The sequence below is a fragment of the Streptomyces kanasensis genome (genome assembly GCF_043077165.1).
Classification (GTDB): domain Bacteria; phylum Actinomycetota; class Actinomycetes; order Streptomycetales; family Streptomycetaceae; genus Streptomyces; species Streptomyces changanensis.
Map to the genome: position 1 here is coordinate 218,732 of NZ_JBIBSF010000007.1, position 24,488 is coordinate 243,219.

The following is a 24,488-nucleotide window of genomic DNA, read 5'->3' on the forward strand; positions in this document are numbered from 1 at the left end:
TCGGAGTAACTCGGAGGACAGCTGTGGGACGACTCTTCGGCACTGACGGTGTGCGCGGTGTCGCCAACGCGGACCTGACGGCGGAGCTCGCGCTCGGCCTGTCGGTCGCGGCGGCGCACGTGCTCGCCGAAGCGGGGACCTTTGAAGGACACCGGCCGACCGCCGTGGTCGGGCGGGACCCGCGGGCGTCGGGAGAGTTCCTGGAGGCCGCCGTCGTCGCGGGCCTCGCCAGCGCGGGCGTCGACGTCATGCGGGTCGGCGTGCTGCCCACCCCGGCCGTCGCCCACCTGACCGCCTCGCTCGGCGCCGACCTCGGCGTGATGCTGTCGGCGTCGCACAACGCCATGCCGGACAACGGCATCAAGTTCTTCGCGCGCGGCGGCCACAAGCTCGCCGACGAGCTGGAGGACCGCATCGAGGCCGTGTACGAGCAGCACCGCACCGGGGCGCCCTGGAACCGGCCCACCGGCTCCGGCGTCGGCCGCGTCGCCGACTACCGCGAGGGCTTCGACCAGTACGTCGCCCACCTGCTCGGCGTGCTGCCCAACCGGCTCGACGGGCTGAAGGTCGTCCTCGACGAGGCGCACGGCGCCGCGTCCGGCGTGTCGCCCGCCGCGTTCCGGCAGGCCGGTGCCGAGGTCGTCACCATCGGCGCCACCCCGGACGGGCTCAACATCAACGACGGCTGCGGCTCCACCCACCTGGAGCTGCTGAAGGCCGCCGTCGTCGAGCACGGCGCGGACCTCGGCATCGCCCACGACGGCGACGCCGACCGCTGCCTCGCCGTGGACCACACCGGCGCCGAGGTCGACGGTGACCAGATCCTCGCCGTCCTCGCCCTCGCCATGCGCGAGGCGGGCACGCTGCGCGGCGACGCCGTCGTCGCGACCGTCATGTCGAACCTCGGCTTCAAGCTCGCCATGGAGCGCGAGGGCCTGCGGCTCGTCCAGACGGCGGTCGGCGACCGGTACGTGCTGGAGGAGATGAAGGACAAGGACTACGCCCTGGGCGGCGAGCAGTCCGGGCACGTCATCGTGCTGGACCACGCCACCACCGGCGACGGTACGCTGACCGGGCTGCTCCTCGCGGCGCGCGTGGCGGCGACCGGGCGGTCCCTCGCGGAGCTGGCGGGCGTCATGGAGCGCCTCCCGCAGGTCCTGATCAACGTGAAGAACGTCGACAGGAGCCGCGTGGGCACCTCCGCGGAGCTGGCCGCCGCCGTGGCGGACGCCGAGCGCACGCTCGGCACCACCGGCCGCGTCCTGCTGCGCCCGTCCGGTACCGAGCCCCTGGTGCGGGTCATGGTCGAGGCCGCGGACATCGAGCAGGCCCGCTCGGTCGCCGGCCAGCTGGCGGACGCGGTGAAGGCCACGCTCGGCTAGGCAGACCGTTCCCCGTACCCGGGAAGGGGCGCCCCATCTCCGTGGGGCGCCCCTTCCGCGTCTGCGGGGTCAGGGCGGACGGTCCCTGGTGTCAGGCCGGACGTCGGGGCTCAGGCGGGGCGGGTGCGGGGTCGGGCCGGGCGTCTGCGGGGTCGGTCGGGTCGCGTCCGGGGTCAGGCCGGGCGGGTGCGGGGTCAGGTCCGGGGGGTGCGGCGGTGCCGGCGCGCCCAGAGGGCCTTCTGGGTCAGCAGGGTCAGGGTGCCGGCGAGCACGATCGCCAGCAGGTTCAGCAGCAGCTGTTCGACCGAGCCCCTGGTCTGGCCGAGGTCGCCGTACCCCAGGGCCACGGCGGCGTTGGCCGCCGCCGGGACGGTGGTGACAGAGATGGCCACGCCGACCAGCGCCCCGGACTTCGCGGACGTGAGCGACAGGGTGCCGGCGGCGCCCGCGAGCAGCCCGACGACGAACGAGAACCAGTCCGGCGCGTAGACGAACCCGGTGTTGGGGCGGTCGCCGTGCAGCCGTTCCTCCGTGAACAGCCCCGCCGCGTCCATCGCCAGGCCGAACACCACCGTGAGCGCCATGGCCGCCGCGAAGCCCACGAGCAGCGCGACCAGCGAGCGTACGGCCAGACGCGGGCGACGCTGCACCAGCGCCGTGCAGACGCCGGCCAGCGGGCCGAACTCCGGGCCGACCGCCATCGCCCCCACGATCAGGACGGCGTTGTCCAGGACCACGCCGCAGGCCGCGATCATCGTGGCGAGCGTCAGGAACGCCACGTAGGTGACGCTGAGGGTCGACTCCTCGTGCGTGGCGTCCTGCAGCTGGTCCCACAGGACGGCGTCGGCGGCCTCGCCGGGCGCGTCGTCCTCGGCCTTCTCCGCGTGGGCGGAGAGCGACAGGCCGATGTCCTCGACGGCGATCGAGCCGGACCTGTCGAGGCCCAGGGCGCACAGGTCGGAGATCAGCCCGTCGCCCGCCTCACGGGCCACGTCGCACAGGACGAGGTCGCCGGCGGGGTCGCGGGCGGCGCCGGGGAGGACGGCGAGGTGCGTCGTGCCGACCGTCCTCTCGATCGTGCCGACCACCTCGTCGGTGCGGTCGGCGGGGACGATCAGGCGCAGGTGCAGCACGACCGCGCTCCCTTCCAGGGGTCCGGTGGGCGTCAGAGCTTGCGCAGGGAGAGCCGCTGCACCTTGTGGTCCGGGCCCTTGCGGACGACCAGGTTGGCACGGCCGCGGGTCGGGGCGACGTTCTCCAGCAGGTTCACCTTGTTGATCGTGCGCCACATCGTGCGCGCGTAGTCGAGCGCCTCCTCCTCGCCGACCTGCGTGTACTTGCGGAAGTACGAGGAGGGGTCCTGGAAGGCGGTCGCGCGCAGCTTGCGGAAGCGGTTCAGGTACCAGCGCTCGATGTCCTCGGGCCGGGCGTCGACGTACACGGAGAAGTCGAAGTAGTCGGCGAGGCCCACACGGGTGCGGCCGTCCTTGCCGGGCAGGGCCGGCTGGAGGACGTTGAGCCCCTCGACGATGAGGATGTCGGGGCGCCGCACGGTCAGGAGCCGGCCGGGGACGATGTCGTAGATCAGGTGCGAGTAGACGGGTGCGGTCACCTCGTCCTTGCCGGCCTTGATGTCGGCGACGAACCGCGTGAGCGCCCGCCGGTCGTACGACTCGGGGAACCCCTTGCGCGACATCAGCCCCCGCGCCTTGAGCTCCTTCATGGGCAGCAGGAAGCCGTCCGTGGTGACCAGCTCGACGCGCGGGTGCTCCGGCCAGCGCGCCAGCAGCGCCTGCAGGAGGCGGGCCACGGTCGACTTGCCGACGGCGACGGAGCCGGCGACGCCTATGACGAACGGGGTGCCCCGCTGGGCGCCCTTCTCGCCGAGGAAGGTGTTGAGCGTCCCGCGGAGGTTCGCGGTGGCGCCCACGTAGAGGTTGAGGAGCCGGGAGAGCGGCAGGTAGATGTCGCGGACCTCGTCGAGGTCGATGACGTCGCCGAGGCCGCGCAGCCGCTCCACCTCGTCGGCGGTGAGCGGCAGTGGCGTCTTGTCCCGCAGCGCGCTCCACTGGTCCCGGGTCAGGTCGACGTACGGCGTCGTCTCGGCACGCCGGGCCGGGGCGGCGGCGCTGCCGGGCGGCGGTGTGCTGCTTCGTGGCGGCGAAGTGATCACAGGGCCATTGTCGGGCGTACGGGACCGGCGTGGGGGGTGGGGTCGGTCACGTGGGTGGCGAGGCCGCCCCGGCGCGCCGCCGGGCCCCCGCCGGGCGGGCCGCCCGGCAGACCCGCTGATCACGCCCGCATCACGGTCGGGTACCGGCATGGACCGCGGATCGGGAAGCGGGCGGGCCGTCGGGACCCGGCACTTATCGTGTGCACAACATTCACAGAGAAAGTTGTGTCCATGCGCGCCTCCGTCATCCGTCGTTCCGCCGTCGCCGCCTCCGCGGTCTCCTTCGCCCTGCTCCTCACCGCCTGTGGCGGTGGTGAGAAGGCGGGTGACGGTGACAAGGGCGCCGCCAAGGAGGCGACGTCGGCGGCGCCGGCGGCGCCGGCCGCCAAGGTCCTCACCGCCGCGGAGCTGGAGAAGGCGATCCTGGCCCAGGGTGACGTCAAGGGCCACAAGGTCGAGCCGGCCGGGGCGGACGAGGTCGGCAAGCCCGGCTCGGTCACCGTCGACAAGGCCGAGTGCCTCCCGCTGGCCGAGGCCAGCTCCGGCATCGCGCTCGGCAAGTCCGCCGCCGACGTCACCCGCAAGGTGATGGAGGAGCCGAAGGCCGGCGCGGAGAAGCCGTCCTTCGAGGGCATGACGGAGAAGCAGATCGAGGAGGCCCTCGCCTCGACGATGGCCGTCACGGTCACCATCGACAAGCTCGCCTCGTACGAGGCCAAGGGCGCGGCGGACGCGCTCGCCTCGCTACGCGCCGCCGCCACCGCCTGCACCGGGGGCTTCACCCTGACGCAGGACGGCGAGAAGACGAAGATCCTCAAGGTGACGGAGACCAAGGTGACCGGCGGCGACGAGGCCGGTGCCTGGGTGCTCGCCGCCGACATGGAGGACGGCGACACCATGGCGGTCAAGCTCGCGGCCGTCCGCCAGGGCTCCACGCTCGCCACCTTCACGGCGGTGAACATCGGCGCGGCCGTCGGCGGCAAGGACTTCCCGCTGCCGACCGCCGTCATCGACGCCCAGGTCGCCAAGGTCGCCAAGCAGGGCTGACCCGCCCTCCGCCCCGCGGGGCCGACGTCCGGCGGGGCCGAACCGGGTCCGCCGGGCGGAGGTGACCCGCCGTCCGCCCGTCGGGGCCGACCCGGGTCCGTCCGGCAGGGGCCGACCTCCCGTCCGCCCCGTCGGTCCCGTCCGTCCCGCCCGGCCGACGTCCGGCGGGGGTGGCCCGGTCCGCCCGGCGGACGTGGCCGGGTCCGTCCCGCCGGGCCGACCTCCCGTCCGTCCCGTCGGGCCGACCCGTCGGCCGCCCGGCCGGGGGACCGTCACGGCGTCCACACGCCAGTGGCCTGACGCGGTGTCCGCCCGTCGGGGCAGCCCGGGGCGCCCCCGGAGCCGTAGGCTGCCGCCATGTGCGGAATCGTGGGATACGTCGGCGGGCAGTCGGCGCTTGATGTCGTCATCGCGGGTCTGAAGCGGCTCGAGTACCGGGGCTACGACTCGGCCGGGGTCGCCGTCCTCGCCGACGGCGGCCTGGCCGCGGCGAAGAAGGCCGGCAAGCTCGTCAACCTCGACAAGGAGTTGGCCGGCCGGCCCCTGCCGAGCGGGTCCACCGGGATCGGGCACACCCGGTGGGCCACGCACGGCGGACCGACCGACGCCAACGCGCACCCGCACCTCGACAACGCGGGCCGCGTCGCCGTCGTGCACAACGGCATCATCGAGAACTTCGCGTCGCTCCGGGCCGAGCTCGCCGAGCGGGGGCACGAACTCGCCTCCGAGACCGACACGGAGGTGGTCGCCCACCTCCTCGCCGAGGCCCACTCGTCCACCGCCGACCTCGCCGAGGCCATGCGGCAGGTGTGCCGCCGGCTCGAAGGGGCGTTCACGCTCGTCGCCGTCCACGCCGACGAGCCGGACGTGGTCGTCGGCGCCCGGCGCAACTCCCCGCTCGTCGTCGGCATCGGCGACGGCGAGTCGTTCCTCGCCTCCGACGTGGCCGCGTTCATCGACCACACCCGCTCGGCCGTCGAGCTCGGCCAGGACCAGGTCGTGGAGCTGCGCCGGGACGGCGTCACCGTCACGACCTTCGACGGCGCCCCCGCCGACGTGCGGGCGTACCACGTCGACTGGGACGCCTCCGCCGCCGAGAAGGGCGGCTACGACTACTTCATGCTCAAGGAGATCGCCGAGCAGCCGAAGGCCGTCGCCGACACGCTGCTCGGCCGCATCGACGCCGAGGGTTCGCTCGCCCTGGACGAGGTGCGCATCCCCGCCGCCGTGCTGCGCGAGGCCACCAAGGTCGTCATCGTCGCCTGCGGCACGGCCTTCCACGCCGGGCTCATCGCCAAGTACGCCATCGAGCACTGGACCCGCATCCCCTGCGAGGTGGAGCTGGCCAGCGAGTTCCGCTACCGCGACCCCATCCTCGACCACCGGACGCTGGTGGTGGCCATCTCCCAGTCCGGCGAGACCATGGACACCCTGATGGCGCTGCGCCACGCCCGCGAGCAGGGCGCCCGCGTCCTCGCGATCTGCAACACCAACGGGTCGACGATCCCGCGCGAGTCGGACGCCGTCCTCTACACCCACGCCGGGCCCGAGGTCGCCGTCGCGTCGACGAAGGCGTTCCTCACCCAGCTCGTCGCCTGCTACCTGGTGGCGCTCTACCTCGGCCAGGTCCGCGGCACCAAGTGGGGCGACGAGATCCGCGCCGTCATCCGGGACCTCGCCCGGATCGCCGAGGACGTGGAACGGGTCCTGGAGACCATGGAGCCCGTCCGCGCGCTCGCCCGGTCCCTCGCCGACCACGACACGGTGCTCTTCCTCGGCCGGCACGTCGGCTACCCGGTGGCGCTGGAGGGCGCGCTGAAGCTCAAGGAACTGGCGTACATGCACGCCGAGGGGTTCGCCGCGGGCGAGCTGAAGCACGGACCCATCGCGCTCATCGAGGAGGACCTGCCCGTCGTCGTGGTGGTGCCCTCGCCGCGCGGCCGGTCGGTGCTCCACGGCAAGGTCGTGTCGAACATCCAGGAGATCCGGGCGCGCGGCGCGCGGACCATCGTCATCGCCGAGGAGGGGGACGAGGCCGTCGTGCCGTACGCGGACCACCTGATCCGCATCCCGGTGACGCCCACGCTCCTGCAGCCGCTCGTCTCCACCGTGCCGCTCCAGGTCTTCGCCTGCGAGCTGGCGACGGCCCGCGGCAACGAGGTGGACCAGCCGCGCAACCTCGCCAAGTCGGTCACCGTCGAATGATCATCGGGGTGGGGATCGACGTCGCCGAGATCGTCCGGTTCGCGGAGGCGCTGGAGCGGACGCCGCAGATGGCGGAACGGCTCTTTCTGGAACGCGAGTTGCTGCTGCCGAGCGGCGAGCGGCGCGGAGTCGCCTCGCTCGCCGCGCGGTTCGCCGCCAAGGAGGCCATCGCCAAGGCGCTCGGCGCGCCGGGGGGACTGCACTGGACGGACGCCGAGGTGTACGTCGAGGAGAGCGGCCAGCCGCGGCTGCGGGTGCGGGGGACCGTCGCCGCGCGCGCGGCCGAACTGGGCGTGCGGAACTGGCACGTGTCGCTCAGCCACGACGCGGGGGTGGCGTCGGCCGTGGTGATCGCGGAGGGTTGACGTCATGCGTACTGCGTATCGCGTGGAGAGTGTGCGGGCCGCCGAGGCGGCGCTGATGGCGGGGCTCCCCGAGGGGACGTTGATGCGGCGGGCCGCCACCGGGCTCGCCGGGGCCTGCGCGGGGCTCCTCGGGCGGGTGTACGGCTCGCGGGTCGTGCTGCTGGTCGGCAGCGGCGCCAACGGGGGTGACGCCCTGTACGCCGGGGCGGGTCTCGCCCGGCGCGGCGCCGGCGTGTCGGCCGTCCTGCTCGGCGCGCGGGCCCACGAGGACGGGCTGGCCGCGCTGCTCGCGGCGGGCGGCCGGGTGGCCGACGACCCGTTCGCCGTGCTGGCCCGCGCCGACCTGGTGCTGGACGGCATCGCCGGCATCGGCGGCCGGGGCGGGCTCCGCCCGGAGGCCGTACCGGTGGTGCGGGCGGCGCGCGGCTCCGGCGCCGTCGTGGTGGCCGTGGACCTGCCGAGCGGCGTGGACGCCGACACCGGCGCCGTCGACGGGGAGGCCGTGCGGGCCGACGCGACGGTGACGTTCGGGGCGTACAAGCCGGGGCTGCTCGTCGACCCGGCGCGGGAGTACGCGGGCGCGGTGCGGCTCGTCGACATCGGCCTGGCCGATCTGCTGCCGTCCCCGCCGGAGCTGGAGGCGCTCCACCACGCCGACGTGGCGGGGCTGCTGCCGGTGCCGGCCGCCGAGAGCGACAAGTACCGGCGCGGCGTCGTCGGGGTCGTCGCCGGGTCGGCCCGCTACCCGGGCGCGGCCGTGCTGGCCGTCGCGGGGGCGCTGCGCGGCGGGGCCGGGGCCGTGCGGTACGTGGGGCCCGCGGGCGCGGCCGTGCTGGCGCGGTACCCGGAGACGCTGGTGCACGCCGGGCCGCCGGCGGCCGCCGGGCGCGTCCAGGCGTGGGTGCTCGGGCCGGGACTGGGCGACACTCCGGGCGCGGACGACGTCCTCGGCTCGGACGTGCCGGTCCTCGTCGACGCCGACGGCCTGCACGCGCTGGACCCGGTGGCGGTACGGGCCCGCCCCGCGCCCACGCTCCTCACCCCGCACGCGGGCGAGGCGGCCGCGCTGCTCGGCACGGACCGCGCCGACGTGGAGGCACGGCGGCTGGAGGCCGTGCGCGAACTGGCGGCGCGCTACGGGGCGACGGTCCTGCTCAAGGGGTCCACGACGCTCGTCGCCGACCCGGACCCGGGCGTCCCGGTACGGGTGAACCCGACCGGTACGCCGTGGCTCGCCACCGCCGGCAGCGGCGACGTCCTGTCGGGCCTCGCCGGTTCGCTGCTCGCCACCGGGCTCGCCCCGCGCGACGCCGCTTCGACCGCCGCGTACCTGCACGGGCTCGCCGCCCGTCGGGCCGCCGCCGGGGCGCCGGTCGCCGCGCACGACGTGGCCGACGCGCTGCCGGGCGCGTGGCGGGACGTCGCCGCCTGACGGACCCGGCCGGCCGCCACCCCGGGCCGCCCGCCCCGGGGCGGGGGAGCGGGGACCCGGCTGCGTAGGATTCCCTCGTTCACCAGGGGTGGGAGAGATCGTGGCGGAGAACCCGCACGTCGCCGCGCTCGCGCGGCTCATGCCGTCGGACCACGGGGCCGACGAGCAGGTCGACTGGGCGGCGGCCGAGGCCCGGTGGGGCGTCCGGTTCCCCGCCGACTACCGCGACTTCATGGCGCGCTACGGCGGCGGTTCCGTCAACGGCGAGGCCGTCGTCCTGCTGCCGCTGCCGCGACAGGGCGTGCGCTGGCAGCCGGGCGACCTCGCGGAGGAGACGGCGAACGTCCGCCTCGCGTGGCGGGCGGAGGGTGGGCGCGACGCCCTCGACGTGGACCCGGAGCACCTGTTGGCCTGGGGCGTCACGGCCGGTCCGGACATCCTGTGCTGGCTCACCACGGACCCGGACCCCGACCGCTGGCCGGTCGTCGTGTGCGGGCGCCACACCTCCCCGACGTTCAGCGTTCACCCGTACGGGATGGCCGCCTTCCTGCACCGCCTCCTCGCCGACGAGTTCGACGACCCGCCGGTCAGCCTCGTCTTCTGGGACGGCACGCCGGCCCGGTTCGTGCACTGGCGCGAGGAGCAGCGGCGGTACGTGGCCGGCCTCGACCCGGTCACCGGCGAGCCCGACCCGTACGCCCAGCCACGGCACCGCCCGGCGGACGGCACGGGACCGGAGTGACCGGGGCGCCGGCGGCCGGACGGTGAGCAGGGCGGCGGCGAGCGGGCCACGGCGGCGGGCGGCGGCCGGGCGGTGACCGGGGTGCCGGCGGCCCGCTGGCAGTGGCCGGGACGGCAGTGGCCGGGGCGACAGTGACCGGGGCGACACCGCGGGGCTCCGGAGTGCCGGGGCGCACCTGAGACACTGGGCGCGATGAGTGAGACACCGCAGCACACCAGCGCCACCCGCGAGCCCGAGCGCCCCGACACCCGCGCCCGCGCCGAGATCGACCTCGGTGCGCTGCGCGCCAACGTCCGCGCGCTGCGCGCCCGCGTCGCGCCCGGTGGCGCCGGGCTCATGGGTGTCGTGAAGGCCGACGCGTACGGCCACGGCGCCGTCCCGTGCGCCCGCGCCGCACTCCAGGCGGGGGCCGCCTGGCTCGGCACCGCCACGCCGTACGAGGCGCTCGCGCTGCGCGCCGCGGGCATCGACGCCCCGGTCCTGTGCTGGCTGTGGACGCCCGGCGGGCCCTTCCGCGCGGCGATCGAGGCGGACGTCGACATCACGGTCAGCGGGCTGTGGGCGCTCGACGAGGTCACCGCGGCGGCACGGGACGCCGGGCGCACCGCCCGGGTACAGCTCAAGGCGGACACCGGCCTGGGCCGCAACGGCTGCCTGGCCGCCGACTGGCCGCGCCTCGTCGGGGAGGCCCTGCGGGCGCAGGCCGACGGGCTCGTCCGGGTGACCGGCCTGTGGTCCCACTTCGCCTGCGCCGACGAGCCGGGCCACCCCTCGGTCGGCGCCCAACTCGCGCAGTTCCACGACATGCTGGAGCACGCGGAGAAGGCCGGCGTCACCCCGGAGGTGCGGCACATGGCCAACTCCCCGGCGACCCTCACCCTCCCCGAGTCGCACTTCGACCTGGTCCGCACCGGCGTGGCCATGTACGGCGTCTCGCCCAGCCCCGAGATCGGCACGCCCGCCGACTTCGGGCTCCGCCCCGTGATGCGGCTGAGCGCCTCCGTGGCGTCCGTGAAGCAGGCGCCCGCCGGCCTGGGCGTCAGCTACGGCCACCACCACGTGACCGACGCCGAGACCACCCTCGCCCTCGTCCCGCTCGGGTACGCCGACGGCGTCCCCCGCCACGCCTCGGGCCGCGGCCCGGTCCTGCTCGGCGGGGCCGTGCGGACCGTCGCGGGGCGGGTCGCGATGGACCAGTTCGTCCTCGACCTGGGCGGGGACACCGTCGAGCCGGGCGAACGCGCGGTGCTCTTCGGCCCCGGCGACGACGGCGAGCCGACGGCCGAGGACTGGGCGCGCGCGGCCGGCACCATCGCGTACGAGATCGTCACCCGCGTCGGCGCGCGCGTCCCGCGCGTCCACCTCGACGAGCGGGAGTAGGGGGAGCCGTGGCGGAGACCGGTGCGGGGGCGGCCGCGGTCGGCGGGACGGCGGCGGGCGCGGTCGGTGACGTGGTCGGCGGGATGGTCGGCGACGCCGTCGGGGCCGTCGCCGGGGCCGCGGCGGGCGGCGCCTGGCGCCGGCGCGCCGGGTTCGCCGGGGCCGCGCTCGGGGTCGTCGCCGCGACGGCGGCCGCCGGGGTCGCCCTGGAGCGGCTCACGGTCGGGCGCGGCGTCCGCCGCAACGCCCGGCTCGCCCTCGACACGGCCGGCCCGTACGGCGCGCTGCGCGGCACGCCCGGCACCGCGTACGCCGACGACGGCACGGCGCTGCGGTACGAGATCGACGAGGCGGGTGGGGTCGACGGGGTCGGCGAGCTCCGCATGGCGGAGGCCCCTGACAGGGCCGGTGGGTCCGGTGGGGCTGGTGGGTCCCGTGGGACCGGCGTGGTCGGGCGGGTGCGCGGGGGCGCGGAGGCGCGGGGGACCGCCATCCCCACTCCCGTCACCGTCGTCTTCAGCCACGGCTACTGCCTCAACCAGGACTCCTGGCACTTCCAGCGCGCCGCGCTGCGCGGCCTGGTCCGCACCGTCCACTGGGACCAGCGCAGCCACGGCCGCTCCGGGCGCGGTGTCGCGCAGGGCGGCGCCGACGGGACGCCGGTCTCCGTGGACCAGCTCGGCCGCGACCTGCGGGCCGTCATCGACGCGGCGGCGCCCGAGGGCCCGCTGGTCCTCGTGGGCCACTCCATGGGCGGCATGACGATCATGGCGCTGGCCGACCAGTACCCCGACCTCGTGCGGGACCGGGTCGCCGGCGTCGCCTTCGTCGGTACGTCGTCGGGGCGGCTCGCCGAGGTCACCTTCGGCCTGCCGGTGGCCGGGGTGAACGCCGCGCGCCGGGTGCTCCCGGGCGTGCTGCGCGCCCTGGGCACCCGGCCGGAGCTGGTGGAGCGGGGCCGGCGGGCCACCGCCGACCTCTTCGCCGGGGTGGTGCGCCGCTACAGCTTCGGGACGCGGGAGGTGGACCCGGCCGTCGCGCGGTTCGCGGAGCGGATGATCGAGGCCACCCCGATAGACGTGGTCGCCGAGTTCTACCCGGCCTTCGCCGAGCACGACAAGGCCGACGCGCTCGCCGTCCTCGCCGCCGCGGGCGTCCCGGTGCTGGCGCTGGCGGGCGGGCGGGACATGGTGACGCCCGGCTCCCACACGGAGGCCATCGCCGCCCTGCTGCCGGAGGCCGAGCTGGTCGTCGTGCCGGACGGCGGGCACCTCGTGATGCTGGAGCACCCGGAGACGGTCACCGCGCACCTCGCCGCGCTGCTCGTACGGGCCGGCGCGCTGGCCCCGGGGACGGCGGGGGCGGTCCCCGACAGCGGTTAGGTTGGCGGTATGGAAGCAGCACACACCGAAGCGGCGCACACGGAGGCGTCGCACACGGAAGCAGCCCACACGGACGCGGCCCACACGGAGACGGCGGGGGCCCCCGTTGCCGCCACCGCCCGGCTGACCGTCCACTCGCCCGACGAGATGCAGGAGCTCGGCCGCGCCCTGGCCGGGCTGCTGCGCCCCGGTGACCTCGTGATGCTCACCGGCGAGCTGGGCGCCGGCAAGACGACCCTGACGCGGGGCCTCGGCGAGGGGCTCGGCGTGCGCGGCGCGGTCACCTCCCCGACGTTCGTCATCGCCCGCGTCCACCCGTCCCTGGTCGACGGACCCGCCCTCGTGCACGTCGACGCGTACCGGCTGAACGGCGGACTGGACGAGATGGAGGACCTGGACCTCGACGTCTCGCTGCCGGACTCGGTGGTCGTCGTGGAGTGGGGCGACGGCAAGGTCGAGGAGCTGACCGACGACCGGCTGCACGTGGTGATCGACCGGGTCGTCGGCGCGACCGACGACGACCGGCGCGAGGTCACGCTGACGGGCCTGGGGGCGCGCTGGGAGGGGGCGGACCTCGCGCTGCGCTGACGTCGCGTCACTGTGCGCCCGGACCCGGGGCCGTACTTTCCGACAAGTCGTCGGCACATTGTTGCGCCGTACCTCCGAGGCGTGGTCACATGGATACCAGCCGTTGGTTAGGTCTACCTAACTACGCTCGTCCCGCCCGTGGAGCCAGGAGGCAACCATGCCGCAGCAGCAGTCGGAGCGGCCGCAGCCGTCGGACGTGTCCATGCGTGATCTGCTGGCGTCCTGCGCTGCCGCCGACGCCGTGTCCACGCCGCCGCGCCGTGCCCCCGTCGAGGACACCGCCGACGACGCGGCCGCGGGCGAGGCCGACGGCGTCGCCGCGGCCCCGGCCGAGGGTGCCGACGGGGCGGACGGGTCCGCCGGGCCCCGGAAGCACCAGGCGCCCCGGGCCGCGTGACCGCGGCGCCGAGGCGCGCTCCGGAAAGCGCTCCGGAAAGGGGGGCCCGGCGGGGCGGCGCCGGTGGGGGCGTCAGGGAACGACGACGACCGTGGAGTTGACCGTCGCGACCGTCCACAGCGCGTCGCCGTCGGCGCGCGCCATGCGCACTCCGCCGGTCTTGCGGGACGGGTCGGGGCTGGACATCGAGCCGTCCACGGCCGCGCTGAAGCCCACGGTCACGCCGTCCACCACGGCGAACCGCACCACGTGCTCGATCTGCACCCCGTCGGAGCCGCGGACCTTCCCGGTCCGGGAGGTCACCGCGTAGGTGCCGGGAGTCGGGCTGACCGCGCTCGGCATGACCGGGAACGTCCGCAGGACCTTGCCGCCGTCGTCGACCAGCCAGACCCGCCGGTCGCCCAGCGCGTACACGACCCGCTCGCCCGAGCCGGACCGCGGGGGCAGCGCCAGGGAGTCGGGGGCGGGCTTGCCGGCGGACCCCGGAGCGGCCGGGGCGGTCGCCGGGGACGGCGACGCGGTGCTCACGGGCTTCGTGCGGGACCGGAGGTCGGCGGGGGCGCCGGCCGACGCCTGGTAGGCGAGGAAGCCGACCGCCGCGAGCGCCGCCGCCGTGAGCCCGGCCACGAATCCCGAGCTGCTCCTTGCCACGCTGCCCCACCTCTCGTACGACGTATCGGTGTGACGGTAGCAGCAGCGCCGGGCCGGTACCGGGGCGCCGTGCCCGGCCCACGGGCGCCGTAGGCTGTTCGCGTGCTGTTGCTCGCCATGGATACCGCCACGCCCGCCGTCACCGTCGCCCTGCACGACGGGCGGTCCGTCCTCGCCCGGTCGCACCAGGTCGACGCCCGCCGTCACGGGGAGCTGCTGCTCCCCGCCGTCCACCGCGTGCTGGGCGAAGCGGGCCTCGGCCTCGACGCCGTCACGGACGTCGTGGTGGGGGTCGGCCCCGGCCCGTACACCGGGCTGCGCGTCGGCCTCGTCACGGCCGCCACCTTCGCCTCCGCGCTCGACGTCCCCGTCCACGGGCTGTGCACGCTCGACGGGCTCGCGTACGCCTCCGGCATCGAGGAGCCGTTCGTGGTCGCCACGGACGCGCGCCGCAAGGAGGTCTACTGGGCCCGGTACGACGACTGCCGCACCCGTGCCACCGAGCCGTCCGTCGACCGGCCCGCCGACATCGCCGAGCGGGTGGCCGGACTCCCCGCGGTCGGCGCCGGAGCGCGGCTGTACACCGAGGTCTTCCCCGAGGCCCGCGACCCCGAGCACCAGTCGGCGGCCGCGCTGGCCGCGCTGGCGGCCGAGCGGCTCGCGGCGGGGGAGCGGCTGCTGGAGCCCCTGCCCCTGTACCTGCGCCGGCCCGACGCCCAGGTGCCGAAGAACTACAAGGTGGTCACGCCCCGGTGACCGGCCCCGTGCTGCGTGAGATGCGCTGGTGGGACATCGCGCCGGTGCTGGAGCTGGAACGGGAGCTGTTCCCCGACGACGCCTGGTCGGAGGGGATGTTCTGGTCCGAGCTGGCCCACGCGCGCGGACCGGGCGCCACCCGCCGGTACGTCGTCGCCGAGGAGGCGGACGGGCGGATCGCCGGGTACGCGGGGCTCGCGGCGGCGGGCGGGCTCGGCGACGTCCAGACCATCGCGGTCGCCCGCGCGCACTGGGGCACCGGCCTCGGCGCCCGGCTGCTGACCGAGCTCCTGCACCACGCCACCTCCTTCGAGTGCGAGGAGGTACTGCTGGAGGTACGCGTGGACAACACGCGGGCCCAGCGGCTGTACGAGCGCTTCGGCTTCGAGCCGATCGGCTTCCGCCGCGGCTACTACCAGCCGGGCAACGTCGACGCGCTGGTGATGCGCCTGGCCCTGCACGACACCGCCGCGGCCAGCGGAGCCCACCCGGCCACCGAGCCGCCCGGTACGCCGGAGACGACGGAGACGCCCGAGGCGTGCGGCACGCCCGGGCCGGCCGGTACTCCCGGGCCGGCCGGTACTCCCGGGCCGGCCGGGGCCACCGGTGCGCCCGGGACCATCGACACACGCGGCTCCACCGGCCCCACCGGCCCGACAGGCCCCACCGAGACACCCGAGACCACCGAGACCACCGAGACACCTGAGAGCGTTGAGACCCATGGCTGACGAACCCCTCGTCCTCGGTATCGAGACGTCCTGCGACGAGACCGGCGTCGGCATCGTCCGCGGTACCACCCTGCTCGCGAACGCCATCGCGTCGAGCGTGGACACGCACGCCCGCTTCGGCGGCGTCGTCCCCGAGATCGCCTCCCGCGCGCACCTGGAGGCCATGGTCCCCACCATCGAGCGCGCCCTGAAGGACGCCGGCGTCTCCCCCCGCGACCTCGACGGCATCGCCGTCACCGCGGGTCCCGGCCTCGCGGGCGCGCTGCTGGTGGGCGTCTCGGCGGCGAAGGCGTACGCCTACGCGCTCGGCAAGCCGCTGTACGGGGTCAACCACCTCGCGTCGCACATCTGCGTCGACCAGCTGGAGCACGGGCCGCTGCCCGAGCCGACGATGGCGCTGCTGGTCAGCGGCGGCCACTCCTCGCTCCTCCTCGCCCCCGACATCACCGCCGACGTCCGCCCCATGGGCGCGACCATCGACGACGCGGCGGGCGAGGCGTTCGACAAGATCGCGCGCCTGCTGGACCTGGGCTTCCCGGGCGGCCCGGTCATCGACCGGCTGGCCAGGGAGGGCGACCCGCAGGCCATCGCCTTCCCGCGCGGGCTCACCGGGTCGCGGGACCCCGCGTACGACTTCTCCTTCTCCGGTCTCAAGACCGCCGTGGCCCGCTGGGTCGAGGCCAAGCGGAAGGCGGGCGAGGAGGTGCCCGTGCGGGACGTCGCCGCCTCCTTCCAGGAGGCCGTCGTGGACGTCCTGACCCGCAAGGCCGTACGGGCCTGCAAGGACGAGGGCGTCGACCACCTGATGATCGGTGGCGGCGTGGCGGCCAACTCCCGGCTGCGCGCGCTCGCGCAGGAGCGCTGCGAGCGCGCCGGCATCCGGCTGCGGGTCCCGCGCCCCGGCCTGTGCACCGACAACGGCGCGATGGTGGCGGCGCTCGGCGCCGAGATGGTCGCCCGCAACCGGCCCGCCTCCGACCTGGAGCTCTCCGCGGACTCCTCGCTGCCGGTGACGGACCCGCACGTCCCGGGCCACCACCACGACCATGACCACGACCACCTGCACGAGATCAGCAAGGAGAACCTCTACTCGTGACGGTCACGCTGATGTGGGAGGCCCGCGCGGTACCCGGCCGGGGCGACGAGCTCCTGGAGTGGGCCCGCGCCCAGCGGCCGGCCGCCCGACCGCTGCGCCGCGAGACGTTCACGGCGCCGCAGGACCGGGTGCTGGTCCTGACCTGGTGGGAAACGTCCCCCGGGTTTCCCGGGCCGGAGGAGCTCCCGGAGCCGCCCGCGGAGCTCGTGACCCGCCCGGTCCACCGCTGGCGCTTCACCTCGCACGGCGTCGACTAGCCCCCTGGGGGCACCCCCTGACCTGTGCCCCTTCGCTCCGTTCCCCCGAACGAGTGAACCGCGGGGGTGTGTTTCCGCATCCACTGTCCTGTGAACAGGACGACGGTGAAGGTGGCGGTGGCGGCCTTGTCCGCCCTGGTGGCGACGGGGCTCGCGGGGGGCTGCACGACGGGCGGCGGCGATGGCGGAGGTTCGGCCGCGCGGCCGGGCCACGACAGGACGGCCGTCCCCGCCCCCGGCCCCTCCGCGCGGGAGACCGGGGCCGAGGAGGGCACGCGGGGCGGCGAGGCCGGTCCGCCGGACGCGGCACAGAGGGCCGCCGCGTACCGCAAGTGGGGCCTGGAGCCGCTGCCCGCGCCGCCCGCCGCGCCCGTGGTGAAGCCGGTCAAGACCGTCCGCACCGGCGCCGACCGGGTGCCCGTCATCAGCGACGTGCCGACGAAGGACAAGGTCGTCTTCCTCACCATCGACGACGGCGCCGAGAAGGACCCGAAGTTCGCCGAGATGATGCGGGACCTGGACGTCCCCTTCACGATGTTCCTCACCGACTCGGCGATACGCGCCGACTACGGCTACTTCAAGCCGCTCGCCGCCCTCGGGAACGGCGTCGCCAACCACACGCTGACCCACCCAGACCTGCGCGCCCTCGGGGCCGGGGAGCAGGAGCGCGAGATCTGCGGTCAGCAGCGGCAGCTCCGGGAGACGTACGGCACGGCCCCGCGGCTCTTCCGCCCGCCCTACGGCAACTGGAACGAGGACACCCGGGCCGCCGCCGGCCGGTGCGGGGTCGACGCGATCGTCCTGTGGCGCGAGTCCATGCAGATCACCGACATGCAGTACCAGCGCGGCGACCGGAAGCTGCACCCCGGCGACATCGTCCTCGCCCACTTCCGCGGCCCGGCTGACCTCAAGGGCACGTCCATGACCGAGATGACCGCGAACCTCCTGCGGCGCGTACAGGAGCAGGGCTTCACCGTGGCGCGCCTGGAGGACTACGTCTGACCCGCCCGCCCGCAGGCTCCCGCCGCCCGCCGCCGCCCGCCCGCAGGCTCCCGCCGCCCGCCGCCGCCCGCCCGCAGGCTCCCGCCGCCCGCCGGCTCCCGCCGTCCCGATCCCGCCGCCCGCGGCTCCGCCTCGCGGCCGGACGCCGGCCCCCACGGGCCCGCTGCGGACCGGCCGGGCCCGCCACCTGCCGGGGGCCTGGATGGGCCCACGGCCTGGTCCGGCGCCCCGGGTGGCCGGCCCGCCCTCCGGCGGCCCGGTGTACGGCGCTGCAGTGCCCGCCGTCCCGCGGCGCCGCAGTCGCTCGGTCCTGGCGTCGCCGGGCCTGTTGCCGGGTCTGGGAGGGGGGCTTGCGGCCTGCTGGGGCGCCCTCGGTGACCGCCCCGGCGGCCTGGTGCGCGGCGTCCCCCCGGCCCGTCGCCCCGGGCGCCGCGGCCGCTCGGCCCCGGCGCCGACGCGCCCGACGCCGGCTCCGGGCGGGCTGCGGCCGGCTCCCGGGGGCCCGTTGCCGGCCCCGGCCCCTCGCGCCCCCGCTGCCCGCCCCCCTGGCCCCCCGCTGCCCCCGGCGCCCCCGGTGTCCGTCGGCCGCCGGTGCCCGCCGTCCCGGTACGGGACCCGATGACGGGCGCCCGCGCTACGCGTCCTAGCCTCGCCCTGTGTCGTCCCGTCGTGCTCCCCTGCCCCCGCCCCCACCACCCCCGCACCTGCGGAGCTGGCCCGACCGTGCCGCGCTGCTCGCCGACCGCGACCGGGCCCTGACCGTGCTGGGCCGCGCCTCGCTGGGTGGCGGCCGACTCGCGCTGTTCCTGGTGTGGCTGCTGGTGCTGGAGGTCGGCTGGAGCCTGCTGGGTGCCGCCTGGATCGGGTTCGACGAGGCCCTGGACCCGCTCGGGGCCGCGCCCGCCTTCCTCCTCGCGGGGGCGGGGCTCGCGACGCTCGTCCCGGCGGGCTTCTTCCAGGTCGGCGGCGTGCGCCGGGACGTCGCGGCGCACCGGCTGCTCGTCCGGTGGGCCGCCCTGGACCGCGCCCCGGAGCGCGACGCCCGGCACCGCGCCGCGGGTCGGAGCCTGGCGTGGCTGCTCGTGTCGTTCGCGCTGGGCGCGGCGGGCCTGGCCCTGTGCGTCGGCGTGCCCGCGGCGGCCCGGCCCGGTACGACGACGTACGCGGAGGTCGGCTTCGGGGTGGGCGCCGGGCTCCTGCTGTGGGTGCACGGCCTGGTCGGCGGGGTGCGGGCCGTGGCCCACTTCCGGACGGCCGTGCGGCTGCTCAGTCCCGTCCGGCCGGTGCCGCGGGCCGCCCGACCAGCATCGTCGGCGCGCCCGCCACACGCGTGAGGAAGACCGTCGCGGAGTTCGGGCCCTTCGGCTTCACCTTGCGGCGCAGCTCCTCCGGCGCCACCGCCGAACCGCGCTTCTTCACGGTGAGGATCCCCACCTCGCGCTCCCGCAGCAGCGCCTTCAGCCGCTTCACGTTGAACGGCAGCTCGTCGGTGATCTCGTACGCGGTCGCGTACGGCGTCGGGCGCAGCTCGTCGGCGGTGACGTAGGCGATGGTCTCGTCGACGAGCCCGCCGTCCACCTCGCGGGCGACCTCCGCGACCAGGTGCGCCCGGATCACGGCGCCGTCCGGCTCGTACAGGTAGCGGCCCACCGGTCGGACCGGCGGGGCGGGCGGCGGGGCGGACACGGCGAGCGAGGCGCCGGAGGGCAGCAGGGTCGCGCGTACGGCGCCGGGGGCCGTGCCGAACCACAGGACGGCCTCCTTCACGTCGCCGCCGTCCGAGATCCACTCGGCCTCGGCCTCCGGGGGGATCACCTCGTGCGGGATGCCCGGCGCGATCTTCAGCGCGGCGTGCGGGGCGCGGCGCGCGGTGTCGACCGCCCAGGACAGCGGCGGGGAGTACGCCTCCGGGTCGAAGATCCGCCCGGCGCCCCGGCCGCCGCCCGTCGCCGCGCCGCGCCGGGCGGGGTCGACGAAGACGGCGTCGTACGGGGCGGTGTCGACCTCGGTGACGTCGGCGCGGCGCACCTCGATCAGCTCCGCGAGACCGAGCGCCTCGGCGTTGGCGCGGGCGACGGCCGCCGTGAGCGGATCGCGGTCGACGGCGAGGACCCGGATGCCGGCGCGGGCGAGCGCGAGCGCGTCCCCGCCGATGCCGCAGCACAGGTCGGCGACGGCCCGTACGCCGAGCCGGGCGAAGACGGCCGCCCGGTGCTCGGCGACGGCCCTGCGGGTGGACTGCTCGACGCCGTTCGGGGTGAAGAACATGCGGTACGCGTCCTCCGCGCCGAACTTCGCCACCGCCCGCTGCCGCAGCCGGGCCTGGCCGAGCGCCGCGGAGACCAGCTCCGCCGGGTGGTCGCGGCGCAGTCGCGAGGCGACGGCCAGCTCCTCCGCGGGGTCGTAGTGGCGCAGTTCGGCGAGGAGCGCGTGGCCCTCGGGGGTGCGGAGCGCGGAGAAGGCGGCGAGATCGGTCACCCGCCCCATTCTCGTCCAGTGTGGTCCAGGCGGGGGATGGTGCGGGTGTGGCGGCGGTGTCGCCCGTGCCGGGGGCCGGTGCGCTGACAGGATGCGGCGCCATGCAGCTAGTACGACAAAGGCGTCGATCATCAGGAAATCGGGTATGGCGGGGGGTCGCCACCGCCCTGCTCCTCGGGGTGCTCGGTACGGCCTGCGGAGGCGAGGATCGGCCCGCGACGCAGGCGCAGGGCGGCCCGGGGGCCCACGGCCGGCAGGGCGAGCCCGGCGCCGAGGCCCGGCAGGCACTGCCGCGCACCGCGTCCGGGGCCCTCGCCGCCTACGTCGAACGCTTCCGGCGCACGCAGGCGGCGCGGGCCGTCGCCGCGCGCCGGTGGGGGCTGAAACGGACCCCGCTCCTGCCGCCCGCGCCTCCGGCGGTGAAGCCGAAGATCACCTTCCGCAAGGGCTTCGAGGTGGGCGACCCCTCGCTCCCGCCGGTCTTCACGACCGTCCCGACCCGGGACCGGATCGTCTTCCTGACGATCGACGACGGGGCCGAGAAGGACCCGGAGCTGCTGCGGATGATGACCGAACTGGACATCCCGTACAGCGCCTTCCTCAGCGACTACGTGGTCAAGGACGACTACGCCTACTTCGCGCGCATGCGGGACCGGGGCGTGGCCCTGCACAACCACACCCTCAACCACCGCTACATGCCCGCGCTCGACTACGACGAGCAGCGGCGCGAGATCTGCGGCCAGCAGGACACCATCGAGAAGCGCTTCGGCACGCGCCCCACCCTCTTCCGCCCGCCGTACGGGAACTACGACGCCGACACGCTGCGCGCCGCCCGCTCCTGCGGGATCAAGGCGGTGCCGCTGTGGTCCGCCGAGGCGTTCCCCGACCGCATGGAGTGGCGGGAGTGGGACCGCGACCTGCACCCCGGCGACATCGTCCTCTCGCACTTCCGCGGGCGCGGCGACTGGAAGGGCTCGATGGCCGACATGGTGCGCCGCGCCATGGACACCATCACGGCGCGCGGGTACGCGGTGGCCAGGCTGGAGGACTACGTCTGAACCCCCCTCCAGCCTCGTACGCACGTGCGAGCGCAGGGCGGCGCGCGGCGGTTCGTTGGCACTCCGCTTGACCGAGTGCTAATCACGGTCATAGTCTCGGCTCTGGCACTCCCCACCGGAGAGTGCCAACACAGCGACGGGCAGGTCCGGCACCCGCGACGACGGATCCACCTGGTCGCCACCTCAGACAGTTGACCCCGTGAGATCTCCGAAGGGGGAGGTCGGATCGTGACGACCACCAGCTCCAAGGTTGCCATCAAGCCGCTCGAGGACCGCATTGTGGTCCAGCCGCTCGACGCAGAGCAGACCACCGCCTCTGGCCTGGTCATCCCGGACACGGCGAAGGAGAAGCCCCAGGAGGGCGTCGTCCTGGCCGTGGGCCCGGGCCGTTTCGAGAACGGCGAGCGCCTGCCGCTCGACGTCAAGACCGGCGACATCGTGCTGTACAGCAAGTACGGCGGCACCGAGGTGAAGTACAGCGGCGAGGAGTACCTCGTCCTCTCGGCCCGCGACGTCCTCGCGATCGTCGAGAAGTAGTCCGGGGGTCCGGGGGGTTCGCCCCCCGGCGTGACTCCGTGCTCCACGTGCCTTGAGCTGCGCCCCTGGCCCCCGTTGCTGTGCTGCCGCACGTGCGCCGGGCGGCGAGGGGCGCCGCTCGTTTCCACCCAGTACCGAGAGGGCTGAACCGCTCCCATGGCGAAGATCCTGAAGTTCGACGAGGACGCCCGTCGCGCCCTTGAGCGCGGCGTCAACAAGCTTGCCGACACCGTCAAGGTGACGATCGGCCCCCGTGGTCGCAACGTCGTCATCGACAAGAAGTTCGGCGCCCCCACCATCACCAACGACGGTGTGACGATCGCGCGCGAGATCGAGGTCGAGGACCCGTACGAGAACCTCGGCGCCCAGCTGGTGAAGGAGGTGGCGACCAAGACCAACGACATCGCGGGTGACGGCACCACCACCGCCACCGTGCTCGCCCAGGCGCTCGTCCGCGAGGGCCTGCGCAACGTCGCCGCCGGCGCCTCCCCGGCCGCCCTGAAGAAGGGCATCGACGCCGCGGTCAAGGCCGTCTCCGACGAGCTGCTCGCCACGGCCCGCCCGATCGAGGAGAAGTCCGACATCGCGGCCGTCGCCGCGCTGTCCGCCCAGGACCAGCAGGTCGGCGAGCTCATCGCCGAGGCGATGGACAAGGTCGGCAAGGACGGCGTCATCACCGTCGAGGAGTCCAACACCTTCGGTCTGGAGCTGGACTTCACCGAGGGCATGGCCTTCGACAAGGGCTACCTGTCCCCGTACATGGTCACGGACCAGGAGCGCATGGAGGCCGTCCTCGACGACCCGTACATCCTGATCCACCAGGGCAAGATCGCCTCGATCGCGGACCTGCTGCCCCTGCTCGAGAAGATCATCCAGTCCGGCGCCTCCAAGCCGCTGCTGATCGTCGCCGAGGACGTCGAGGGCGAGGCCCTGTCGACCCTGGTCGTCAACAAGATCCGCGGCACGTTCAACGCCGTCGCGGTCAAGGCCCCCGGCTTCGGCGACCGCCGCAAGGCGATGCTCGGCGACATGGCCGCCCTCACCGGCGCCACGGTCGTGGCCGAGGAGGTCGGCCTCAAGCTCGACCAGGTCGGCCTCGACGTGCTGGGCACCGCCCGCCGCGTGACCGTCACCAAGGACGACACCACCATCGTCGACGGTGGCGGCAACTCCGAGGACGTCACCGGTCGCATCGCCCAGATCAAGGGCGAGATCGAGACCACCGACTCCGACTGGGACCGCGAGAAGCTCCAGGAGCGCCTCGCGAAGCTGGCCGGCGGCGTGTGCGTCATCAAGGTCGGCGCCGCCACCGAGGTGGAGCTGAAGGAGAAGAAGCACCGTCTGGAGGACGCCATCTCCGCGACCCGCGCCGCGGTCGAGGAGGGCATCGTCTCCGGTGGTGGCTCCGCTCTGGTCCACGCCGTCAAGGTGCTGGAGGGCAACCTCGGCAAGGAGGGCGACGAGGCCACCGGTGTCGCCGTCGTCCGCCGCGCCGCCGTCGAGCCGCTGCGCTGGATCGCCGAGAACGCCGGCCTCGAGGGCTACGTCATCACCTCGAAGGTCGCCGACCTCGACAAGGGCCAGGGCTTCAACGCCGCCACCGGCGAGTACGGCGACCTGGTCAAGGCCGGCGTCATCGACCCGGTGAAGGTCACCCGCTCGGCCCTGGAGAACGCCGCCTCCATCGCCTCCCTCCTCCTCACCACCGAGACCCTCGTGGTGGAGAAGAAGGAAGAGGAGCCGGCGGACGCGGGCCACGGCCACGGTCACGGCCACTCGCACTGACGCGCCGCGGCGACGCCGCGCGCCTCGACCCCGCGTCGAGCACGACGAGGCCCGGTACCCCCTCAGGGGGTACCGGGCCTCGCCCGTCCACGGGTGCCGCTGCGCCGCCGTCGGTACGGGAGCCGTCCGTACGGGAGCCGTCCGTACCGGCGGCGCCTGTACCGGCGCCTGTACCGGCGCGGCCGTACCGGTGGCGCGCGGCACCGGTGCGCCGCCCGTTCCTGCGGCGCCCGCGGCTACATCGGGCCGAACTTGCGCCCCGCCCGGGAGCTCACCCCGCCCAGCAGACCGCGCGGCGCCAGCTTCACCACGCCCATCAGCGCCTTGTACCGCGGGTCGGGCACCGACAGCGTCCGGCCGCGCGCCAGGTCCGCCAGCGCCTCCGCCACGACCTTGTCGGCGTCCAGCCACATCCAGCCGGGGATGTTGTCCGTGCCCATGCCGGCCCGCTGGTGGAACTCCGTCCGGACGAAGCCGGGGCACAGCGCCATCAGCCGCACCCCGCTCCCCGCGAGGTCCCGCGCCGCGCCCTGGGTGAACTGCACGACCCACGACTTCGACGCCCCGTAGGTGCCGCGCGGCACGAACGCGGCGACGGACGCCACGTTCACCACGCCGCCCCGGCGCCGCTCGCGCATCGTCGCCGTCGCGGCCGCCGTGAGCCGCAGCACCGCCTCGCAGTGCACCTTCAGCATCCTCAACTCGTCGGCCATCGGCACGTCGAGGAACCGGCCCTTGTTGCCGAAGCCCGCGTTGTTGACCAGCAGGTCCACCGGCCGCTTGGTGTCGGCGAGGCGGGCCTCCACGGCCGCGATGCCGGCGTCGTCCGCGAGGTCCGCGGGCAGCACCTCCGCCTCCACGCCGTGCCGGTCGTGCAGTTCGGTCGCCTGCTCCCGCAACCGGTCCACGTCGCGGGCGACCAGGACCACGTCATGGCCGTCGGCCGCCAGCCGCCGCGCGAACGCGGCCCCGATGCCCGCGGTCGCGCCAGTAATCAGTGCACTCGTCATACGCGGCACGTTAGTGCCCCGCGTCCCGCGGCGGAGA

Annotated in this window: 23 protein-coding genes and 1 pseudogene; 19 read left to right on the forward strand and 5 right to left on the reverse strand. The window is 75.2% G+C overall.

The features are described from left to right. Window positions 1-23 precede the first annotated feature (23 nt). Window positions 24-1,382 (forward strand): phosphoglucosamine mutase, encoded by a 1,359-nt coding sequence (glmM, locus tag ACF053_RS19250; RefSeq protein WP_391954979.1) that lies wholly within the window; start codon window positions 24-26, stop codon window positions 1,380-1,382. 194 nt (window positions 1,383-1,576) lie between these two features. On the opposite strand, the gene ACF053_RS19255 is transcribed toward glmM, so the two are convergent. Together ACF053_RS19255 and coaA are read right to left on the reverse strand one after the other, a co-directional pair. Continuing rightward, a complete protein-coding gene (locus ACF053_RS19255; protein WP_391954980.1) occupies window positions 1,577-2,515 on the reverse strand; it encodes a DUF389 domain-containing protein in 939 nt (312 codons plus the stop codon). A 32-nt stretch (window positions 2,516-2,547) separates the two neighbouring features. Further along, entirely contained in the window at window positions 2,548-3,555 is a 1,008-nt protein-coding gene (coaA, locus tag ACF053_RS19260; protein ID WP_391954981.1) for a type I pantothenate kinase, read from the reverse strand. Between the two features lie 231 nt (window positions 3,556-3,786). Between coaA and ACF053_RS19265 the strand changes: the two genes are divergently transcribed. From ACF053_RS19265 to ACF053_RS19305, 9 genes are all read left to right on the forward strand, one after another. Beyond that, window positions 3,787-4,602: a hypothetical protein gene (locus tag ACF053_RS19265; protein WP_391954982.1), complete on the forward strand. Its 816-nt coding sequence runs from the start codon at window positions 3,787-3,789 to the stop codon at window positions 4,600-4,602. A 357-nt stretch (window positions 4,603-4,959) separates the two neighbouring features. After that, window positions 4,960-6,807: a glutamine--fructose-6-phosphate transaminase (isomerizing) gene (gene glmS / locus ACF053_RS19270; protein WP_391954983.1), complete on the forward strand. Its 1,848-nt coding sequence runs from the start codon at window positions 4,960-4,962 to the stop codon at window positions 6,805-6,807. Further along, window positions 6,804-7,172 (forward strand): holo-ACP synthase, encoded by a 369-nt coding sequence (locus ACF053_RS19275; protein ID WP_058943141.1) that lies wholly within the window; start codon window positions 6,804-6,806, stop codon window positions 7,170-7,172. Before glmS ends, ACF053_RS19275 begins: the two co-directional genes overlap by 4 nt. A gap of 4 nt (window positions 7,173-7,176) precedes the next feature. Beyond that, a complete protein-coding gene (locus ACF053_RS19280; protein WP_391954984.1) occupies window positions 7,177-8,604 on the forward strand; it encodes an NAD(P)H-hydrate dehydratase in 1,428 nt (475 codons plus the stop codon). A gap of 100 nt (window positions 8,605-8,704) precedes the next feature. Then, window positions 8,705-9,346 carry an SMI1/KNR4 family protein gene (locus tag ACF053_RS19285; protein ID WP_391954985.1) on the forward strand — a complete coding sequence of 214 codons (642 nt, stop codon included), beginning with the start codon at window positions 8,705-8,707 and terminating at the stop codon, window positions 9,344-9,346. 192 nt (window positions 9,347-9,538) lie between these two features. After that, a complete protein-coding gene (alr, locus tag ACF053_RS19290; RefSeq protein ID WP_391954986.1) occupies window positions 9,539-10,726 on the forward strand; it encodes an alanine racemase in 1,188 nt (395 codons plus the stop codon). A gap of 83 nt (window positions 10,727-10,809) precedes the next feature. Then, complete coding sequence (locus tag ACF053_RS19295; RefSeq protein WP_391955141.1) at window positions 10,810-12,108, forward strand: alpha/beta fold hydrolase; 1,299 nt, start codon at window positions 10,810-10,812, stop codon at window positions 12,106-12,108. Window positions 12,109-12,117: 9 nt separating this feature from the next. Beyond that, on the forward strand, window positions 12,118-12,696 hold the full coding sequence (tsaE, locus tag ACF053_RS19300) for a tRNA (adenosine(37)-N6)-threonylcarbamoyltransferase complex ATPase subunit type 1 TsaE (protein WP_391954987.1): 579 nt from the start codon (window positions 12,118-12,120) through the stop codon (window positions 12,694-12,696). 157 nt (window positions 12,697-12,853) lie between these two features. Beyond that, window positions 12,854-13,093: a hypothetical protein gene (locus tag ACF053_RS19305; protein WP_391954988.1), complete on the forward strand. Its 240-nt coding sequence runs from the start codon at window positions 12,854-12,856 to the stop codon at window positions 13,091-13,093. Between the two features lie 72 nt (window positions 13,094-13,165). Here ACF053_RS19305 and ACF053_RS19310 read toward each other — a convergent pair whose 3' ends face one another. Continuing rightward, window positions 13,166-13,720 (reverse strand): hypothetical protein, encoded by a 555-nt coding sequence (locus ACF053_RS19310; RefSeq protein ID WP_391955142.1) that lies wholly within the window; start codon window positions 13,718-13,720, stop codon window positions 13,166-13,168. Window positions 13,721-13,846: 126 nt separating this feature from the next. Here ACF053_RS19310 and tsaB point away from each other — a divergent pair, with 126 nt between their 5' ends. The 6 genes and pseudogenes from tsaB to ACF053_RS19340 all read left to right on the forward strand — a co-directional run bounded on the left by tsaB (window position 13,847) and on the right by ACF053_RS19340 (window position 18,917). Continuing rightward, on the forward strand, window positions 13,847-14,500 hold the full coding sequence (gene tsaB / locus ACF053_RS19315; RefSeq protein ID WP_391954989.1) for a tRNA (adenosine(37)-N6)-threonylcarbamoyltransferase complex dimerization subunit type 1 TsaB: 654 nt from the start codon (window positions 13,847-13,849) through the stop codon (window positions 14,498-14,500). 20 nt (window positions 14,501-14,520) lie between these two features. Beyond that, a pseudogene (gene rimI / locus ACF053_RS19320) lies at window positions 14,521-14,976 on the forward strand (ribosomal protein S18-alanine N-acetyltransferase); the annotation flags it as partial. Window positions 14,977-15,220: 244 nt separating this feature from the next. After that, the gene (gene tsaD / locus ACF053_RS19325) at window positions 15,221-16,324 is read left to right on the forward strand and encodes a tRNA (adenosine(37)-N6)-threonylcarbamoyltransferase complex transferase subunit TsaD (protein ID WP_391954990.1); all 1,104 of its coding nucleotides are present in this window, start codon (window positions 15,221-15,223) and stop codon (window positions 16,322-16,324) included. Next, complete coding sequence (locus ACF053_RS19330) at window positions 16,321-16,581, forward strand: hypothetical protein (protein WP_391954991.1); 261 nt, start codon at window positions 16,321-16,323, stop codon at window positions 16,579-16,581. Before tsaD ends, ACF053_RS19330 begins: the two co-directional genes overlap by 4 nt. Before the next feature lie 90 nt (window positions 16,582-16,671). Next, window positions 16,672-17,583, forward strand: coding sequence for a polysaccharide deacetylase family protein (locus ACF053_RS19335; protein WP_391954992.1), 912 nt, complete (start codon window positions 16,672-16,674; stop codon window positions 17,581-17,583). 656 nt (window positions 17,584-18,239) lie between these two features. Then, complete coding sequence (locus tag ACF053_RS19340; protein ID WP_391954993.1) at window positions 18,240-18,917, forward strand: hypothetical protein; 678 nt, start codon at window positions 18,240-18,242, stop codon at window positions 18,915-18,917. Here ACF053_RS19340 and ACF053_RS19345 read toward each other — a convergent pair. Further along, window positions 18,850-20,070, reverse strand: coding sequence for a class I SAM-dependent methyltransferase (locus ACF053_RS19345; RefSeq protein WP_391954994.1), 1,221 nt, complete (start codon window positions 20,068-20,070; stop codon window positions 18,850-18,852). The genes ACF053_RS19340 and ACF053_RS19345 overlap by 68 nt on opposite strands. 92 nt (window positions 20,071-20,162) lie before the next feature. Between ACF053_RS19345 and ACF053_RS19350 the strand changes: the two genes are divergently transcribed. From ACF053_RS19350 to groL, 3 genes are all read left to right on the forward strand, one after another. Continuing rightward, window positions 20,163-21,119 (forward strand): polysaccharide deacetylase family protein, encoded by a 957-nt coding sequence (locus tag ACF053_RS19350; RefSeq protein WP_391954995.1) that lies wholly within the window; start codon window positions 20,163-20,165, stop codon window positions 21,117-21,119. Between the two features lie 228 nt (window positions 21,120-21,347). Further along, entirely contained in the window at window positions 21,348-21,656 is a 309-nt protein-coding gene (gene groES / locus ACF053_RS19355) for a co-chaperone GroES (RefSeq protein WP_010471835.1), read from the forward strand. A 156-nt stretch (window positions 21,657-21,812) separates the two neighbouring features. Continuing rightward, window positions 21,813-23,441, forward strand: a complete 1,629-nt coding sequence (groL, locus tag ACF053_RS19360; protein ID WP_391954996.1) for a chaperonin GroEL — start codon at window positions 21,813-21,815, stop codon at window positions 23,439-23,441. Window positions 23,442-23,677: 236 nt separating this feature from the next. Here the strand turns inward: groL and ACF053_RS19365 are convergent, their stop codons facing one another. Further along, a complete protein-coding gene (locus ACF053_RS19365) occupies window positions 23,678-24,451 on the reverse strand; it encodes an SDR family NAD(P)-dependent oxidoreductase (RefSeq protein ID WP_391954997.1) in 774 nt (257 codons plus the stop codon). Between the last annotated feature and the right edge of the window lie 37 nt (window positions 24,452-24,488).

What these genes read in the sequence shown, in the direction of transcription:
- ACF053_RS19265 (WP_391954982.1), top strand. Translation starts at nt 3,787, where the DNA reads ATGCGCGCCTCCGTCATCCGTCGTTCCGCCGTCGCCGCCTCCGCGGTC.
- ACF053_RS19280 (WP_391954984.1), top strand. Translation starts at nt 7,177, where the DNA reads ATGCGTACTGCGTATCGCGTGGAGAGTGTGCGGGCCGCCGAGGCGGCG.
- ACF053_RS19350 (WP_391954995.1), top strand. Translation starts at nt 20,163, where the DNA reads ATGCAGCTAGTACGACAAAGGCGTCGATCATCAGGAAATCGGGTATGG.
- ACF053_RS19345 (WP_391954994.1), bottom strand. Translation starts at nt 20,070, where the DNA reads ATGGGGCGGGTGACCGATCTCGCCGCCTTCTCCGCGCTCCGCACCCCC.
- ACF053_RS19275 (WP_058943141.1), top strand. Translation starts at nt 6,804, where the DNA reads ATGATCATCGGGGTGGGGATCGACGTCGCCGAGATCGTCCGGTTCGCG.
- alr (WP_391954986.1), top strand. Translation starts at nt 9,539, where the DNA reads ATGAGTGAGACACCGCAGCACACCAGCGCCACCCGCGAGCCCGAGCGC.
- groL (WP_391954996.1), top strand. Translation starts at nt 21,813, where the DNA reads ATGGCGAAGATCCTGAAGTTCGACGAGGACGCCCGTCGCGCCCTTGAG.
- tsaD (WP_391954990.1), top strand. Translation starts at nt 15,221, where the DNA reads ATGGCTGACGAACCCCTCGTCCTCGGTATCGAGACGTCCTGCGACGAG.
- ACF053_RS19305 (WP_391954988.1), top strand. Translation starts at nt 12,854, where the DNA reads ATGCCGCAGCAGCAGTCGGAGCGGCCGCAGCCGTCGGACGTGTCCATG.
- tsaE (WP_391954987.1), top strand. Translation starts at nt 12,118, where the DNA reads ATGGAAGCAGCACACACCGAAGCGGCGCACACGGAGGCGTCGCACACG.
- ACF053_RS19295 (WP_391955141.1), top strand. Translation starts at nt 10,810, where the DNA reads ATGGTCGGCGACGCCGTCGGGGCCGTCGCCGGGGCCGCGGCGGGCGGC.
- glmS (WP_391954983.1), top strand. Translation starts at nt 4,960, where the DNA reads ATGTGCGGAATCGTGGGATACGTCGGCGGGCAGTCGGCGCTTGATGTC.
- ACF053_RS19365 (WP_391954997.1), bottom strand. Translation starts at nt 24,451, where the DNA reads ATGACGAGTGCACTGATTACTGGCGCGACCGCGGGCATCGGGGCCGCG.